This window comes from Vibrio sp. FF145 (assembly GCF_041439075.1).
GTDB lineage: Bacteria > Pseudomonadota > Gammaproteobacteria > Enterobacterales > Vibrionaceae > Vibrio > Vibrio tasmaniensis_A.
Map to the genome: position 1 here is coordinate 12,109 of NZ_JBGONH010000011.1, position 17,530 is coordinate 29,638.

The 17,530-nt window shown below is 44.2% G+C and carries 14 protein-coding genes; 8 read left to right on the forward strand and 6 right to left on the reverse strand.

Features of this window, described 5'->3' with window-relative positions; all coding sequences use genetic code 11:
* Positions 1-94 precede the first annotated feature (94 nt).
* Positions 95-934, forward strand: coding sequence for a cupin domain-containing protein (locus ACED42_RS06060; protein WP_371701840.1), 840 nt, complete (start codon positions 95-97; stop codon positions 932-934).
* Positions 935-1,092: 158 nt separating this feature from the next.
* Here ACED42_RS06060 and ACED42_RS06065 read toward each other — a convergent pair whose 3' ends face one another.
* Both ACED42_RS06065 and ACED42_RS06070 read right to left on the reverse strand, forming a co-directional pair.
* Positions 1,093-2,133 carry an acyltransferase gene (locus ACED42_RS06065; protein ID WP_371701842.1) on the reverse strand — a complete coding sequence of 347 codons (1,041 nt, stop codon included), beginning with the start codon at positions 2,131-2,133 and terminating at the stop codon, positions 1,093-1,095.
* Positions 2,134-2,256: 123 nt separating this feature from the next.
* Positions 2,257-3,213: an AEC family transporter gene (locus ACED42_RS06070; RefSeq protein ID WP_009846120.1), complete on the reverse strand. Its 957-nt coding sequence runs from the start codon at positions 3,211-3,213 to the stop codon at positions 2,257-2,259.
* Between the two features lie 162 nt (positions 3,214-3,375).
* Here ACED42_RS06070 and ACED42_RS06075 point away from each other — a divergent pair, with 162 nt between their 5' ends.
* Together ACED42_RS06075 and ACED42_RS06080 are read left to right on the forward strand one after the other, a co-directional pair.
* Positions 3,376-3,969 carry a TetR/AcrR family transcriptional regulator gene (locus ACED42_RS06075; protein ID WP_017102369.1) on the forward strand — a complete coding sequence of 198 codons (594 nt, stop codon included), beginning with the start codon at positions 3,376-3,378 and terminating at the stop codon, positions 3,967-3,969.
* Positions 3,970-4,208: 239 nt separating this feature from the next.
* Positions 4,209-5,057, forward strand: a complete 849-nt coding sequence (locus ACED42_RS06080; protein WP_029222812.1) for an alpha/beta hydrolase — start codon at positions 4,209-4,211, stop codon at positions 5,055-5,057.
* 133 nt (positions 5,058-5,190) lie between these two features.
* On the opposite strand, the gene ACED42_RS06085 is transcribed toward ACED42_RS06080, so the two are convergent.
* A complete protein-coding gene (locus tag ACED42_RS06085; protein ID WP_371701845.1) occupies positions 5,191-7,731 on the reverse strand; it encodes a glycosyl hydrolase family 18 protein in 2,541 nt (846 codons plus the stop codon).
* 401 nt (positions 7,732-8,132) lie between these two features.
* Entirely contained in the window at positions 8,133-8,597 is a 465-nt protein-coding gene (locus ACED42_RS06090; RefSeq protein WP_012601200.1) for a DUF2850 domain-containing protein, read from the reverse strand.
* A gap of 383 nt (positions 8,598-8,980) precedes the next feature.
* Between ACED42_RS06090 and ACED42_RS06095 the strand changes: the two genes are divergently transcribed.
* Positions 8,981-9,262, forward strand: coding sequence for a pyrimidine/purine nucleoside phosphorylase (locus ACED42_RS06095; RefSeq protein ID WP_009846125.1), 282 nt, complete (start codon positions 8,981-8,983; stop codon positions 9,260-9,262).
* A 238-nt stretch (positions 9,263-9,500) separates the two neighbouring features.
* On the opposite strand, the gene ACED42_RS06100 is transcribed toward ACED42_RS06095, so the two are convergent.
* Entirely contained in the window at positions 9,501-10,373 is an 873-nt protein-coding gene (locus ACED42_RS06100) for a pirin family protein (RefSeq protein ID WP_371701847.1), read from the reverse strand.
* A 158-nt stretch (positions 10,374-10,531) separates the two neighbouring features.
* Here ACED42_RS06100 and ACED42_RS06105 point away from each other — a divergent pair, with 158 nt between their 5' ends.
* A complete protein-coding gene (locus tag ACED42_RS06105) occupies positions 10,532-10,813 on the forward strand; it encodes a hypothetical protein (RefSeq protein WP_009846127.1) in 282 nt (93 codons plus the stop codon).
* On the opposite strand, the gene ACED42_RS06110 is transcribed toward ACED42_RS06105, so the two are convergent.
* Positions 10,810-12,000: a GGDEF domain-containing protein gene (locus ACED42_RS06110; protein WP_102582608.1), complete on the reverse strand. Its 1,191-nt coding sequence runs from the start codon at positions 11,998-12,000 to the stop codon at positions 10,810-10,812. The genes ACED42_RS06105 and ACED42_RS06110 overlap by 4 nt on opposite strands.
* A gap of 334 nt (positions 12,001-12,334) precedes the next feature.
* Between ACED42_RS06110 and ACED42_RS06115 the strand changes: the two genes are divergently transcribed.
* The 3 genes from ACED42_RS06115 to uhpT all read left to right on the forward strand — a co-directional run bounded on the left by ACED42_RS06115 (position 12,335) and on the right by uhpT (position 17,463).
* The gene (locus ACED42_RS06115; RefSeq protein WP_135383472.1) at positions 12,335-12,673 is read left to right on the forward strand and encodes a DUF1840 domain-containing protein; all 339 of its coding nucleotides are present in this window, start codon (positions 12,335-12,337) and stop codon (positions 12,671-12,673) included.
* Between the two features lie 113 nt (positions 12,674-12,786).
* Positions 12,787-15,702 (forward strand): alkaline phosphatase family protein, encoded by a 2,916-nt coding sequence (locus ACED42_RS06120; RefSeq protein ID WP_371701849.1) that lies wholly within the window; start codon positions 12,787-12,789, stop codon positions 15,700-15,702.
* Between the two features lie 366 nt (positions 15,703-16,068).
* Complete coding sequence (uhpT, locus tag ACED42_RS06125; RefSeq protein WP_009846131.1) at positions 16,069-17,463, forward strand: hexose-6-phosphate:phosphate antiporter; 1,395 nt, start codon at positions 16,069-16,071, stop codon at positions 17,461-17,463.
* The last annotated feature ends 67 nt before the right edge of the window (positions 17,464-17,530 follow it).

A 17,530-nucleotide genomic window follows, 5' to 3' on the forward strand; every position in this document is an offset into this window, starting at 1 on the left:
GTGTTGGTTATTTTGTTTGAAGTAATTTAGCCCACTTGTCCGGTCTATAAAGGGACAAAAGAACTAAAAACTAAGCGAATCGTTCGGAGGGTGCATGGATCTGCTGTCACAATTAATGGAACACTTCTCGATACGCACTGGCGTTTTCTATTCTGGAAACCTGTGTGGGGTGTCGTCATTTAACGCGCAACAAGGCAAAGAAGGGCACCTTCATGTATTAAGCTCGGGGGAGTTGACCTTGTCTGGTGCTCATACGGAATGCCGGCAGCTTTCTCAGCCCTGTATTATTTACCTGCCGAATAGCACACCACATGCAATTGAAGGTGTGGGAGAGGGTGCAGAGCTTGTGTGTGTGAACGTGGAGTATCGTTCAGGGCAGATGAATCCTTTATTATCGGCTCTGCCCGACATGATAGTGATTCCGTTTGAAGATGCACCGAACTTAATGCCTGTGATTGAGGTGCTGTTTCGAGAGTCGGGGCAAGCATCTTCAGGACAACAATCGTCAGGGCAGCAATACCTAATGGACAAGTTGAGTGATGCGTTGATGGCGTTGATTTTTCGTCATCTCATTGAACAACAAAAAATCGATAGCGGCGTTTTCTCTGCTCTTGCACACCCAAGGCTTGCTGCTGTGGTGACGGCTATTCACCGGTTGCCTGCTCGTCACTTTTCGGTTGCAGAAATGGCGTCATTGTCTGCGATGTCTCGTACTCAGTTTATTGAGGCGTTCAAGCGTGAGGTGGGTGAAACACCGGGAGATTACGTGCAAAAGTGGCGCGTTTCCGTTGCTCAATCTCTGCTACTGCAAAATAAGCCCATCAACTGGATTGCCGATGAAGTCGGTTACAGCAGTTATTCAGGTTTCTCACGCGCATTTCAGCATGTATCGGGTGTGTCACCACGTCAGTGGTTAAAAGAGAGTAACGCATAAGAGGGAAAGGGATGTTGGAGTTTAAAGTTGCCAGTGAAAGCGAGCTAGTGCTTTCACTGGCAAGGCGAACCTCGTTGCAGAAAAGAATGTTGCATCAAGGCAAATTACAGACTGAGGGGTTTCACTAGGCCTGTAATACGTCGTTGGCTAGATGAGCACTAACGAAGTAACCAGTGGCGCAGTGGCGTTTTTTCTATACCAGCGATCAATATAAAGCTCAGGGTAAAGGTGCCGAAGAACACGGTGATGTCTTTAGCGAGCTCAGTGATGCCCAATACTCCGCAGACATTGAATAGCAAAATAATGATCAACAGATGGCAAACGTAGATACCTAGCATACGATTCGAGATAGCGCGAAGCCATGCGTAATCGCCGATGTTTGGATTAGCTAAAAGCCACATGAACACACCAATCCCCCATAACGCTGTACCAAACAAGAAATCGTGAATATTAAAGGCGATATCAAATTGGGTTAGCCATGCCGCTTCGGCAAAGTGGATGACCATGCCTAACGCCAATAACCCTAATGCTTTGGCTGAGGACACTTTCCATTGATGCTGACGAATGAGAAAACCTAAGGTCACCATTAACGTGCTGAAGAACGGACCGTTACGTGTGAAGAAAGGGGCACTAAGGTCGGTTAAGCTTGTGTAGCTACCCGCCAATACACCATAGACGTAAAGCAGAATGGCCACCGGTAGTAGAAGCTTATCGAGTTTCATCTCTACCATTAAGGCGATGATCAAAACCGCGCACACAAGGGCGGGAATGAACCATAAATGTACCAACCCACCCTCTAAGAAAGAGTTGAGTGGGGTATTCATTAAGAAACCCCAATAGCCTTCACGCTCGCCTAGATAGCCAAATTCTTCTACTTTCGCGAGATTGAATGGCATCACTAAGCAAATGATGCTCCATGCCAACCAAACTTTAAGTAGTGGTTTGGAGTAGTTGATGAAGGTTGTCCAAGGCGATGCTGTGAGCTTAGGTTGGATCAGATAGCCTGAAATAAGGAAGAATAGAGGCACGGCAAAACGAGCGGTTTGGTTGAGCACATAACCAACCCATGGCACTTCATCTATTTGCCAATAAGTGAGTGCCATTTGGCCGTGCAAACCAATGATTGCCAAGATAGCAATCACTCTGCCTAACTCGATACTGGCGATGTGTTGTGAAGGCGTATGTTGAACGGAAGACATATCAGATCTCTCAGTAAAATTTTTACGAAATCTAGCAGCCTTTATGCCCAACCAGTTAGTCCTAAATCAAGGCTTATGACCTTTGTTTCAAGGCTTGTGTCGGTTTTTTGAAGCTTGTCGCAGCTATATTAAATCCATTGCAGTGAGTGCAAATATACCTAGTGTACAAGTGATAAGAGAAACAACAGTAGTAAGAGCGATGATGTTAGCCGCGAGTGTTGAGTTTCCTCCCATCGCACGCGCCATAACATAGCTTGCCGCTGCTGTTGGTGCTGCGCTCATCAAGAAGATAAGTCCGAGATCGAGCCCTTCAAATCCTAAGTACCAACCAGCCAGTGTAGTCAGTAAAGGTGAGGCGATTAACTTGTAACTAGAGGCGAACCACGTAGACAACTTTTCTTGTTTAAGCGAACTAATATCTAGAGAACCACCAGTACAAAGTAGAGCCAAAGGCAAAGTCATGTTGGCAAAGTATTGCCCAGCATCAGTCACCATTTTTGGAATGGGAATTGAAAGTGCATAGAAGACGACTGCTAAGAAAATAGCGATGATTAACGGGTTTTTGGTGATGGACTTGGCGATCACTTTAATGGCTTTAGCGCCGGTGTCTTTGCCTTTGGGTGTCAGTGCTATCACGGCTTGAATGTTATACAGCACGGTCAGAGATGCGACATAGATAGCAGCCAATGCCACGCCTTGGTTGCCATAAATATTAGCCACATAGGCGAGGCCAATGATCGCGGTATTGGCGCGGAATCCCCCTTGGATGATCACACCTTGATCTTTAGAGCTTTTGAATACCAACTTGGTTGAGAAAATCGTGAACAAGAAAAAGACAAAGTTAGCGATGACGCCAAACGCAACTAACGCGCTACTGGCTGAAAAGTTGTGATTCGATTGAACAATACTCAGAAATAGCATCGCGGGTAGGGTGACTTGAAATACCACCTTGGACGCGACATCAATGAAATTATCATTGATCAAGCCAATTCGCTTGAGCATCACACCAAGAAACAGCATTAAACAGATAGGGCCTGTTACCGACGCCGAAAACGCAAACTGTTCCCAAAGTGTGTTCATTGTTTTTCCTTTAGTTAGTCGATTTCAATTTCCCTTGAATACTGTCGCATTTTTCCACAGTTTCTGACATCAGAGAAAACAAAATAAGTGTTTTGCAAATAAAAATTGCAAAAAAGAACGAACGTGCTAAAAAAGAAGCATGAGATTTATTATTGGTGAATAATGAGCAAGGGAAAGATAACCAAAGAGTATATTTTGAGCCATGCATTCGCGCTTGCGAGTGAGAATGGGCTTGAGAGTTTGACGATTGGCGAGTTAGCCAAGCAGTGTGGCATGTCTAAGAGTGGCTTGTTTGCACACTTCAACTCTAAAGAGAACCTGCAACTCTCTGTACTCGAGTACTCCAACGCCATATTCACTGAAAGAGTCATCATTCCCGCAAGAGAGCTGGGGGATGGTGATATCGAAGCGAAATTGAAACAGTTGCTCGACAATTGGTTGGGTTGGAATCATTCATTCCAAGGCAGCTGTATGTTTATTGATGCTTGGAAAGATGCAGGCAGCGAAACGTCTGTGATTCAGAAGGCACTGCAGAAAACCATTTCAGTGTGGATTGATTACTTGACGATTCAGGTAGCAAAAGCGGTTGAGAGCAAACAGTTCAGGGCCGATTTAGATCCCAAACAGGCAACCTTTGAATTATATGGCCTTTATTTGAGTGCGAACTTGTTCTACTCGTTACGAGGTCAACAAGCGAGCCACACCCATTTTTGGAGTGGTGTACAGCGCTTGGTAGCCAGTTGGAAAGCGGTTTAATACATACAGCAGGTTAACTCGTAAGCCACTTAGCTCGCAAATCATGAAGTTCGAAAATCATGGAATTCGCAAAGCATGTGACCTTGCTTAGTTAAGGTTTGCAAAAGATTTTGAGAGAAGTGGCGGCAAGCAGTCATAAATAGCGTTTTCGCCATTTTTTATACTAACAAATAGCACGGTCGTTCGATTTTAGGGCCGAGCTCGATCCGCCAACAATGATGGCGATACAAGGAACGGTCATGAGTGACAAAATCTATTTCAATACATCGAACAAATTTAGCTTCAAGCGTAGCTTGATTGGCGCTACAACCAATCTGCACTACATTTTAGCGCCAAGTCATGCGAAGAAAACGGCACGTAAGCTGCTGCTCACTCCAATGCGTACTGAGCAGAAAAATGCCGATCCGCAAGGGCTTATCAAGAGTGAAATCAAAGGTCGTGATGGCGTCTTAAAAACGTATTCTTTGGGTACCGGTCCAGTTTGGGTTCTGACTCATGGTTGGTCTGGCACCGCGAGTCAGTTCTTCCCTCTGATGGAACATATTGCAGCCAAAGGTTTTACGGCTCTGGCTTATGATCACCCGGCGCACGGTGGCAGTGATGGTGTACATGGTCATATCCCTGCATTTGTGAATGGCTTGGAAGCGATTCTAGATTCGGTTGGGGAGGTAGCAGGTTTGGTCGGTCACAGCATGGGTACGGCTTCTGCATTGGAATGTAAGCACGTTAAATTGGAAAACAAGCCGCTGTTGCTGATTGCACCTGTACTGGATTATCTAGAAAACCTATTTGGCAGTGTTGCTCGTTCTGGTTACTCAATGAAACTGTTTGAGGCGGTAGTCGGAGAAGTAGAAGAGCAATTTAACTACCCGATTCAATCTGTTGATCCTTATGGAAAGCTAGCGCTTCGTGAGTCTCAAACTATCATTGTTCATGATGAACAAGATAAGTTTACTAAGTTTGATGTGTCGAAGCGTGCAGCCTATGAAATGGGTCGCGTTAACTTGATTGCAACTCAAGGGCAAGGCCACGGACGAGTAATGAAGTGCCCACAAGTGTTTGAGAGCTTTGATAACTTGATTGGCTAAGTTTAACGAATCAAGCAAGTAGAACGCCAACTAAGAAAACAAACACTAAAAAGGCCAACCAGACATTATCTGGTTGGCCTTTGCTTTTAGGTGTTTAGTCGACGCTTAGTTAGCGTTTATCAAAACCCTATTTTTAGTTTGCACAGTTTGCTGGGCCGATCTCTTTCCACACGCCCCATTGGCCAGTCGTTGTTGGATCTTCACCTGTTGTCCACCATTTCGCTTCCCAAACCTTACCACCTTGGGTCACTTGATCACCACCATTGTAGACCGCACTTGAATCCCAAGCGTTAGTACACGTGCCACCGCCTGTGGTTTTCTTAAGAACTTTCACTGAAGTAGACGCGACTGATGTCTCTGTACCATCACTGACTGTCACTGAGAAATTAAGTGTCGTGTCTTGCGTGTATTCCGCCGCGACAAAGCTTACTGAAGCGCCTTGTACTGTTGCGTTAATACCTGCTGGTAAATCCCACGTGAAGGTTAATGTGTCTTGATCCGCATCGCTCGAAGCCGAAGCATCAACCACAACAACGTCACCCGCATTCACTTCAGAAGGAGCCGTAACCACAGCAACTGGTGCTGTATTGACTGGGCCTGTGTCTTTAGGGTTTACTGTCACAACAACTGTGTCTGTTGACGTTGCGCCTTCGTTATCTGTTACGGTTAGGCTGAATGTCAGAGTCTCTTGTTGTGCGACTTCCACTACATCGAAACTCGCAACAGCCGCATTCGAGTTGGCTAGAGTTACCGCCGTTCCGCTTACTTGTGACCAAGCGTAGCTCGCAATCGTACCGTCACTGTCTTTTGAAGCGCTACTGTCTAGAGAAACAGAAGCAGGGCCTTCAACTGATTGGTCCGCACCTGCAGCTGCCGTTGGTTTACGGTTGACAGGATCTGTCGTACTGCCCGCAAGACCTTCGTGCATCGCATTCAGAATATCGCCGTTATCCGCATCAATTTCCCAAGAAAATAGACCCGCAAGGCCAAGGCTACGAACGTATGCGCCTTTTGCTTTCACTGAGCGGTCATCATCAAATGTGATCAACTTGCCTGAAGTACGGTTCCAAACGTAAGGCGCTTCTGCCATTTCGTCGTAACCATATTCAAAGCCGTTGATGCCTTGGTTGTTTGCACCAAGCATGTTCGCTTTTATGCCTTTGTAGTCAATAACGCCATCTTCCCATACGCCTTGCGCAGAGCTGCCGGTTAGTTTGCCATTACCCACGCCTGTCATTGGATCGCTAGGATCTGAAAGTGATGACGGTAATACACCCTCCCAACCACGACCGTACATCGCTGTACCAACCACAAGTTTGTTCGCTGGAACACCTTGCGCAAGAAGCAATTGGATGCCGTTGTCTGTGGTGTAAGCAGGGCCAGTGTACTGTTCGCCATTTTCATCGAGGCCTGTGCCATCACATTGACCAGGGCGCATGAAGTTACCGCAGTTGAGTGCTGTTTGGTGACCTAAAACGTTGTTCCAACCGCCGTAGAAGTCGTAAGTCATTGCAAAGATGTAATCCATGTACTGGATAGCCTCGCCGTAGTTCACGTCTTCAATCTTATCGTGACCAACACCGATCGCTGATGTTAGCTCGTAAGTACGACCGTTTTCCGCTTCTAGTTGATCAAGCATAGTGCGCAGCTCTGCCATCAGTGCAATGTAAGCTGGGCCATCATTCACAGGGTCACCAAGGTCTGGCGCCGCACCGCCTCCACCAGGGAATTCCCAGTCAATATCTACACCGTCGTAGAATTTCCACGTGTTAAGGAATTTCTTAACCGATGCAACGAAGGTGTCTCGGTTAGCTTTGGTTGTGAAATCGAAGAATGGGTCAGACAGCGTCCAACCACCAATTGATGGGATGATCTTCAAATCTGGATTGCGCTGTTTTAGCGCCATCATCATTGCGTAGTTGCCCTTGATAGGGGAGCTGTATTCATGACCCGCTTGCGGGAAACTCTTTTGAAAAGCCGCCCAAGGGTCGTGAATCACCACTTCGTAATCGTTAACGCCCTGACATGCTGTCATGAGTGCGTTGTAACTGTTGCCGCCCACTGATTTCACTGATTCGTTAGGGCCACAAATTGGGATGAAGCCATAAAGGATATGGGTCAAATTGTCAGCAGGTAGGTTATCGACTGTGTAATCACGGCCATAGATACCCCACTCAACAAAGTAAGTACCTACTACCGTGTTTGGGTCTGTGTTGTATGACTTGTTGTTCGGGTCCACGTTCATCGCAAGTGGCGCTAGGTGTGATCCATCGGTATCGGCAATCGTGATTTTAGCGGGTGCGCTTTTGCTACAACCTGTTTCGTCACACGCTTCGATTTCCATATCGAATAAGCCGCCTTGGCCGTATTCGAATGAAGCCGTGGTTTGGCTGCCAGTGATTGGGCCTGTGGCTACTTTAACGCCATCAAAGTAGATGTTGTACGTGTTTCCTGATGTTCCGCTCCATTGGTTGAACTTGACGTCGACCTTTGCTTTGTCGTGATACTTAACCATCTGGTTGTAACCAGAGGTGGTTTCCATCGCGAGTTCAATTTTAGAAAACTGTAGGTTGTTGGAACCGTACATATCAATGCTAGGTGCTGTTGGCGCGGCCAATGCCGTACCAGATAGCGCTAGAGCAATACTCGCAGCACAGGTGTTTATACGAATCATACTATTTCTCTCATTCCTTGAAGGTTTAGAACCAAGTGGCCCTATAATCGGCTCCCGTCAGTTTTGAAGGAGCTTCACCGTCAGTATTCGAGAGAGTTTTAATTTCATGACTGAAAATAAATCCGTTTTCGATGGACAACTAAAAAATTGTATCTTGTTACAATTCTGTTGCTTAATTAATGAGAGGCTGAGTCCATGTTTTATAAAATAAAACCTTACTCAGAAGGAAAGTCTCATAAGTGAAATTACACGACATGAAGTTATGAAAAAGTGCGACAGGCTACAATAAAATATCGCGAACTGAAGCGGTATTATAATCTGAAGCACGTCATGCCGGTGCTTGTAAAGGGGCAGGTAGTGTTGATGTAAAGGGTGTTGTTACATAGGATTTTGCTAAAACGCTATTTTTTGAATTGCTCAGCTAATACTGAGCGTCGTTGCTGCATGAGTCCTTGAGTATCACCAGCAACAGTATCTTCATACCCTTCTTTTATGAATTGTTTGGATGGTGTGTTCGGCACTAACCGTTTTAAACGAGGTGAATTGTAGGTACCGCTAATGGTATAAATCGTTGGGCCTGAACCTGTGTTGATCGTGACATCTTTGCCATCAAAATCAAACGAGGTACTGATGAATCGATAGTTCATCATCACACCATCATCGGAAAGTGTAAGAATATCTGTTTTGTAAGGTGGAGCACCAATCTCGATCCATGTGCCATGGACGTTACTTGGGCTTACAGATTTTTGGTAGGCTTGGTAGCCGAAATAGCCGACGGTGAGGGCAATCATAAAGCCAGCCATTAAGAAGGCGTAGAGTAACGAATTGGCCAATATATCGCTGCTTTTCGTGGTATTTTTAGCCATTATCTCTTCATTTTAGTTACTCATACTGGTGATGATTCTATAAAATAAAACGATAGGTTGCAAAGGTTCTTATAAGAGTTAGAAGCAGGATCGAATGTTCTTTTGAATCAAACTGCCTCAGTGATTTTTTACCCACACATTCAGTCTTCATGCTTTGTTAAGGAATATTTACTTAGAATGATTAGGTTGTATACCCAATGCCACGCCTAAAATGATTCCATCTCGAACGAAATTTAACTTCGAAAGGTCAACAGATTCTAAGCTATATTCATTTATTTCTTGTAGGACAGTCTCGAATTGGTTAAAACAATTAGCACCTAAATTTACGCATAGGCTTATTCGTTGAGCCTAGTAATGCAATTTTGAGATAACAAGGAAGTACAATGATTAAAGAAAATACATACTTTGAAGGCGGTGTTAAGTCGTTAGCGTTTAACCAGTCTGGTGCTGATGTGAGTGTTGGTGTGATGGCCGCTGGTGAATACACATTCGGTACTGCAGCTCCGGAAAAGATGACTGTTGTTAAAGGTGCTTTAATTGTAAAGCGTGTTGGCGATGACGATTGGACTACATTCCAATCTGGTGAGTCTTTTGACGTTGCGGGTGACTCTTCATTCGATTTACAGGTTAAAGAAGCGACAGCTTACCTGTGTGAATACTTGTAGGAAGGCCTGAGTTCGTTCAACCAGAGTATCGTTTATCTATGGCTTAATAGAAAAAAACCACGCTCTAGGAGCGTGGTTAAATAAGTGATAATAACCGGCAGTGGATAGTGTCACTTGTTTTTACAGTCATCAAATGGATGACCAAATTGTTGTTCGTTGCAAAATCTCTTCAATCTTCAATCTTCAATCTTCAATCTTTAACTTCAATTCAAAGCTAAAAGCGCAAAGACGTCGTCAATTAGTAAGTCTCAAAAACGCCATTGTTGTAGTCCTGAATCGTCTGTTCAATTTCTTCCATCGAGTTCATGACAAACGGACCATAGTGCACAACAGGTTCATTAATCGGCTCACCAGAAAAAATCAGTACACCTGAATCTTCTAAACTACTCAAAGACAGCAAGTCAGCTTTAGTGAGTAACGCAAGTTGACCTTGGTTGATGACTTTATCACCGATCTTAATACTGCCTCGGTACACGTAAGTCATGGCATTGTGATTAACATCTATCCCTAATGTTATTTTTTGCCCAGAATGAGATCGCCAATCCGCCACGCTTAACGGCACACCTGTTTGTTGCAGTGGGCCTTGCGTTCGTAAAGCCTCTACATCATGGTCAGCTAGGTTATGCAGTTCGAATACACCAGCAATAACTCTCAATAAACCATTTTGTTCACTTTGATGCTCCGCGATGCTTTCACTTTGGAAGTCGTGATATTGCGCTGGTTGCATTTTGTGTGTTGCAGGTTGGTTTATCCAAATCTGAAATCCATGCAGTGCACCTTCTTCCATCATTGGCATTTCGCTGTGAATCACACCACGACCCGCGGCCATCCACTGTGCACCACCGCTGCGAAGCTCTCCAACATTCCCCATGTGGTCTTTGTGCTGGAAGTGACCTTGCAGCATGTAAGTGAGCGTTTCTATCCCACGGTGAGGATGTGGAGGAAAGCCGCCAACATAATCTTTGCTTTCATCCGACTTAAGTTCATCAATCATTAAAAATGGAGAGAAACGCGTGTTATTGAAACCAGCGAGTCTTTGTATTTTTACGCCATCACCATCGGAGGTAGCGTGTGCTGCAATCACATGATCTACTGCTCTTACACTCGTCATTTTGAAATCCTCATAAACTTGAATAGCTGTAGTTTATGTAATTTGATTTAAAAAGAAGATGGCACAGTGTTGAGTGACTTATTCGAAAATTTTGAACAGGTAAGAATATGAAATTATGTCTATACTTGAATAGAGAGCAGACCGCCAAGGAGGCCGCTATGGCAGTACAGCAAAAACATGGCGAAAGGCAAGGTCGGATGGGCTTTGATAACGATTTTACAACGGAGCAAGGTCAGCGTTTTACAGAGGTTGCGAATAAAGCGGTTAAGCGCCGTGTTAGAAAGCACCAAGCAGATGGGCCTTTTATACACTCGGCCAAGCAAGCCGCTTTTAAAACCGTTGCTAAATCTAAGAACGAAAACCGAAATTTAGTACGACAAGTCGTATGGATTATTGTTATTGGCTTAGTGAGTTTATGGGCCATGTATATGGCAGGCTAGCGTGGACGCGTTTTTAATAACGTAACATTGCTCCCTTCGACCTTCGCTTCAAGACAACCTTCAAGCTCAGATGATTCCGATTCTGAGAAGGCGAGGTTCGTCGGTAGCTCTTCTATCAAGGTTGATACGGGATTATCGTGATAATAAGCGTATCGATTTTTTCCTGAATGTTTGGCAACATACATCGCTTTATCAGCACATCTCGTCAGCTCATGTAATTCTTGAGCATCTTGCGGGTACAACGAAACCCCAACACTGAGTGTCAATTCCTTGATTCTCTCGTTTGTCTGGCAACCACTTTCGAATAGCCCACAAATCCGATCTAAAATACCGTCTAGATCTTTGCGAGTTGGTACATCGTAGAGCATCAAAACAAACTCATCTCCAGCAAAGCGCGCAATCGAATAATCGTATTCATGACTTACCCTGTCTCTGGTTCGGATGTTGTTGCTTAAACGATTCGCAAAATGCTGCAAAACACTGTCTCCGACGTCGTGCCCGTAGCTATCATTAATGCCTTTAAAGTCATCTATGTCCAAAAAAACTAATGCAGTCAGTGAGCGTTCACTATCCACTGTCGCAAGTTTTTCTGTCGCCCAGCGTTCAAAGCTCCAACGGTTTGCCAAACCGGTTAGTTGGTCTCTATAGGCCAGATCTTCAATCCCCTCTTTATATAGGCGTTGAATATAACTGACGGCTTTTGTGTAGTAATAAGCTGATGTGTGACATACCAAGCTCATTGTAAATAAGCTAAGAATAAATCGGTGTGAGCTGCTAAAAGGTAAAGAAAAGCTGCTAGGCATCGCTGTAATCAAGGTGCTGATAAATACACAAAATGAGGTACTGAATATAATGCCAATTCTAAAATCGTTTATGAAAATAACGGCAGCCAAAATCGGGTAGAGCCAAAGTGTCCGCTCGGGAATGGCGTGACTGTACAAGAATAGGATGACTCCTTGAACGAGCAGAACACCACTTAGAATCAATTCTGAATACTCAGCGGCAGTGACTTTTTTTACGTAAAATGCATTGGAGATAGCAATAAGTGCAAAACACAGTTCGAAAATTGACAGCGTGTAATGCTGACCTTGGAAGTAAGCCCAAGTGTAGAATGTGAATAACGCAGCGGCAGCCAGTGAAAAGGAGTGGACAATTTTTTGCTTGCGAGTGGATCGTATGTCCGCCATTTCTTCTAGGTGTCTGCCGACGAGCCTTTTCATGTGATTTGTGCCAAAGATTTTGATAATTGATGTTAATAGTAGATGAAATAAAAGTCATAGCAGAGTGTTAGTGACCTTTTTAGTGTGACTACTATCAAGGTTTCATATTTAAATGATGAGTGACTCACAATAAATAGTGATGAGCGTCACTAACGGTGCAGATGTATCCGTTAGTGACACAATCAAGGTTCTAGTTGCAGGAAGTTACTTGGCTATTATCTACTTGCTTTCCAATACGTTACTCAACATAGTTTGTAGATAGCTAATGTTTATAGATACCTAAATTTGATAGAGGCTCATAATGTTAATTACCTTTAGTTGCAAAGCTCATGCTAGCGTCACGATGTTTGGTGAAGTCGGTCTTCAGTTCATAAAGATGCTTGGACATAGTGGCACGATCCCAGGAGCAATTGATGCTTCAGAGGTTTCTCAAGCGTTAAGCAATTTGCGTGCTGCGATCGCCGCTGAGCAGAGTAAGCAGGTAGAACAAGAAAATACCGATGATGACAGTGAAGAAGCGGTTGTTGAAGCGCCTGTTAATATCGGTAGCCGAGCTTTTCCGTTAGTTGAACTATTGAAAGCGGCCATTAAAGACGAATGCGAAGTGATGTGGGAAGACGGTAGCGGTAAGCGATTGTAAGAGTATTCGAGCTCTTCGAATCAGAAAACAAACGTTTTCATAGGTTGACTAATAAATGCAAACTGAAACAATAAGTCGTATTTATAGAAGTGTGTTGATCTAAAGGAAATTTGATGAGCTCTTATTCTCACGTTCGCAGTTACGCCAGTTTGTTCAGTGCCTTATCGTTGGCGGTTGCGTCAGCTCCGAGTGCGGCTGATATATCAACAACACCCGTCATTGGTGGCGTGTTTAGCTCCAGTGAAGTGTTGAAAAATCAGGTGCTTTCAAGCCTAAGTTATTCTGCCAAACTCACTCGTGATGCGGCTCTTTTCACGATTGGTGGTGTTACATTAGATGCGTATATTCTCGCTCTCCCTTTAGATGTCAAAACCAAAGCTCGAGTCGTTGCTCAGTTATCCAACCCGACGTACTCAATTCCTTTGGGTTATTTTCTCTATAGTTATTACGACCGCTATTCAGGCTTGGGCAGTGAAGATGTGTTCAAATCTTACTTGTCGACGGTTTATGATAAGCAGGCGCTAAAGGGCTTTGAACATAGCCTCTATCATGTTGGAGATAAGCCAACCTCAGAGCATCACGAGCCAGATACCTCGACTGAAGCAACGGGGCATCATGAAGGTATTCGTATCGATGAACAGTTCATTGCCAACATGGTGGTTATCTACGATGCGTTATTCGAAATTGGTGTTTGGCAGGATATGGACACGCTCCCTGCGAATTACACATACTTAACCAATAGCCCTGAAGATCTAGCTATCATCGCTCAAATTCAACCGATCATCGTTGATTTGATCGGTAAAGCGGCATTGGGAATGGATGACGGCGACATGAAATCTGCAATGTTGGCGATTGCAGAAGATGGTAAACCAGAAAACGCTGATAAGCCGAATAACAAAGCACAAGCTCTTACCATCACGCTTATTGATTTTGTACGCTTAAACTTGCTGAAAGCTTACCGACAATTTGTGTTTAAAGAAGAACGTGCAGAAGCGCTCGATGATTGGATGCAACAAGCGTTCAGTGACCAGCCTGATGCGCTAATACAATTCTTAGAATCCCAACAGCACAAACGTTTTGCGGTCCAAGTGACCGTCGACGGTTTACAGCAGGGGTTGATCGAAGGCTTGGTCGATGAAGATTCACCTTTCATTTCTGTTGCTTACCAAAATCATAAAAACCGAGCGCAATACAAACCTAAGCTAGAAACGGTTATTGAACCTGAACATCAACAGCAGGTGAGGTTCATGGAAGTTATGTCTGAACAAACCTACCGTGATCCGAATTATCTTCCGTTCTTCAAAAAACTCTATCAAGAGAATCGAAATAATATAAGCCGAGTGGGTATCTCTTCTACTCCGACGATCAGCGTACGTAATCTACCGATCATCAAAACGGGCGCAAAAGTGTCTGGTAACGGTGGTACGGGCATCCCTAATTTCCACTTTGTCGACCGAGAGATCGACCGAGCGTATTACTTCTTTGGTAATGATGCCCTGCAGTTAGATGTGTTGATGGCAGACAACAAGGTTCAAACCATGTTTGACCGCCTTGATTACCTTAAAACGCTGAACTGCAACGCTCAATATGATTGGAATGCTCACACCACTTACGATGGGTTAGTAAACCTAGGTTTGGGTGAGTCACTGCGTGATTATGGTGAGAAACGCTGCGTGAAAGAGCTTCAAGAACGTTCAGAAGTCGAAGTGGTTTTGCAAGAAAAGCGTCAAGCCTTGATTGAAGATATTGAAGCGTATCAGACTATATCTGGCTTTGATTTTTTCACTAAGTTTTCAAAGAAGGCTCAGGTTAAACAATTGATTACTCAGTTTGCCGAGTTAGATGGAAAAGGGATGCCAGACTACACCTTGGTGTATAACCCATGGCCGGATCACTTCGCACACTTTACCGGTCCTTTTAGTGACGAAATTTTGATGCCGACGGGAGAGCTCAATCGACTGGACTATTGGATTCGCCAGATTGAAACGACCTACCGCAGTGCCGGCGTTTACGATAAAACGCTATGGGGTATGGCAGGGGATCATGGTTTAACGCCGGTGTTCTACGCGCTCAATCCCGAAAAGCAGGTATTTGAAGGCTTACAAGCAGAGCTAGAGTACCCAATAGTGGTTAAGAAGATATCTTCAGACGAGGGTGAAGGGCCTAAAATCACCAATGCCCTAAGCTACCCAAGTTCGAAGGAGTTGGATGTTGTGGTTGCTTCTACTGCTGGTGGTAACTTCATGATGGACTTCTTTAATTCGGCTCACGGGTGGCAGGTGCAGCCAGTTTACCAAGAACTCACGCAGTGGTCTCCGATTGCGGCGACAGCTGGTCAGAATATCGACATCATCAATCAGATAGCGCAACGCTTGCCTGAAAGTCTTGATTATATGGTCGTAAGAGAAAGCACATGTGATCAACAACGCTGCGCTGTTCGTGTGATTGGCAATCGTGATTTAAAACGGGTCGATGAATTGATCACACGTGAAGGTGACAAGCTTTTCTATGAGTCATTGGAAGACAACCGAGCGCCAATTTTGCTCAATACGCAAAGGTTAAATCCATACCTAGCATCACCAAGCGAAGCTGATTTTTCACAGTACTCTCTATTAGTAGAAAAATGTATTAATCGAGCGGTTAAGGCGGATGTGACAACGTGGTGTAGCAGTGCTGAGTGGACTTCATTGACGCAACCAACACCTCGACCAGATTCAGTGAATCAACTGGCTAATATCTACCTTGAAGATAGGGCTGGCACGGTTAACTTGTTCCCTAAAGCGGGAATTGGTTACAACACTAAGGTGCCGGGTCGTCATGCTGGTGAGGATTACTTAGAGAAAGATGCCTTCATCGGATTCTGGGGAGCGCCAATTGGCGATAACTCTCAGCAATTGAAAATCGAAGCTAATGGCTCTTTGGCTCCAACGCTGTTTGAGTATTTGACCGGAGAACCTGTGGTCGAAGGTGAGAACGGTTGGGGCTTTCCGTCGTTGCTGAATAAGTTGGATGTGTCTAAGAATAATTAAACTCTATTATCTATCGTTTAGGTTACGATACCGTAAAGCGAATCTAATGTGGCTTTTATTAGCCACTTTAGACTTCAATAAACTGCTCAATACAATCGATGTTTAGTTTGCTTGGGGCACCTACTAAATATCTTAACTAACGACACCTTTCCAATACCTCTTCACGGCATAACACATTTTAAATAAAGTGATGCTGTTCACGCTTTCTTGACTCCCGATTCTGAACTAAGAATTTTTCCTAGTTATTCTAAGACCCTCTCTCATGCGGTCGCTTTTTAGACTCCTTATTATTTCATCATCGAATTGCAAAGAGTGCATGGTCAGTAATGTTCCGTGCAGACCTCATCAATAATAAGAGAGTTCACAATGTTAAAGTTCCTAGATCAGGTTAGAAAACCGACGCTGGATCTTCCGGTCGAAACTAGAAGAAAAATGTGGTTTAAACCATTCCTACAATCGTACCTAGTCGTATTCATTGGCTATTTGACCATGTATTTAATCCGTAAGAACTTCAATGTCGCGCAAAACGACATGATTTCTACTTATGGATTATCAATGACCGATCTAGGTCTTATTGGTCTTGGCTTTTCAATTACTTATGGTATTGGTAAAACGGTTGTTTCCTACTACGCGGATGGCAAAAACACCAAGCAGTTCCTGCCATTCATGCTTATCCTATCTGGCCTTGCCATGTTGGGCTTTAGCTTCAGCTTGGGTGGAGGCAGCGCTAGCTTATTCATGATGGTTGCCTTCTACGCATTGAGTGGTTTCTTTCAAAGTACCGGTGGTCCTTCAAGTTATTCGACTATTACTAAATGGACGCCTCGTAATAAGCGTGGGTCGTATTTAGGTCTTTGGAACATGTCACACAACGTAGGTGGTGCAGGTGCTGCTGGTGTAGCGCTGTTTGGCGCTAACTACTTTTTTGATGGCAACGTAATTGGTATGTTCGTGTTCCCATCGATCATCGCGATTGTGGTTGGTTTTATTGGGATGCGTTTTGGTAACGACTCTCCAGAAGCATACGGTTTAGGTACAGTTGAAGAGTTGTTTGACGAAGAAATCAGCGAAGAAGATACTATTGCTGAAGAAAATCAAATGACTAAGAAAGAGATCTTTGTTGAATATATCCTTAAAAACAAAGTGATCTGGTTACTCTGCTTCGCGAATATCTTTTTGTACATTGTTCGTATCGGTATCGATCAATGGTCTACAGTTTATGCGTATCAAGAGTTAGGTCTATCAAAAGAAACGGCTATTTCAGGCTTTACTCTGTTCGAAGTTGGCGCTCTGGTCGGTACATTAATGTGGGGTTATTTATCAGACCTTGCTAACGGACGTCGTGCTTTAGTTGCTTGTGTATCGCTTGGACTGATTATTGTATCTCTAGAGTTTTATCAGCATGCAACGAGCGAGTTCATGTACCTAGCATCACTATTCGTACTTGGCTTCCTAGTATTCGGTCCTCAACTGTTGATTGGTGTTGCTGCGGTAGGTTTTGTTCCTAAGAAAGCAATCAGTGTGGCTGATGGCGTGAAAGGCACATTTGCTTACCTAATTGGTGACAGTTTTGCCAAACTTGGCCTAGGCATGATTGCAGACGGAACGCCTATTTTCGGCTTAACAGGTTGGAAAGGGACATTTGCAGCACTCGATACTTCTGCTGCCATTTGTATTGTTTTACTGTTGTTCGTTGCTATTGCGGAAGAGAAGAAGATTCGTCACGCGAAGAAGATGCACCTAGCGGCTCAAAACGCGTAGCTTGTCTGAGTACTTGTTCTCGCAAAGAGAGTTTCGGGTAGATAGTTTCACGTGCTTTATTGGTTTA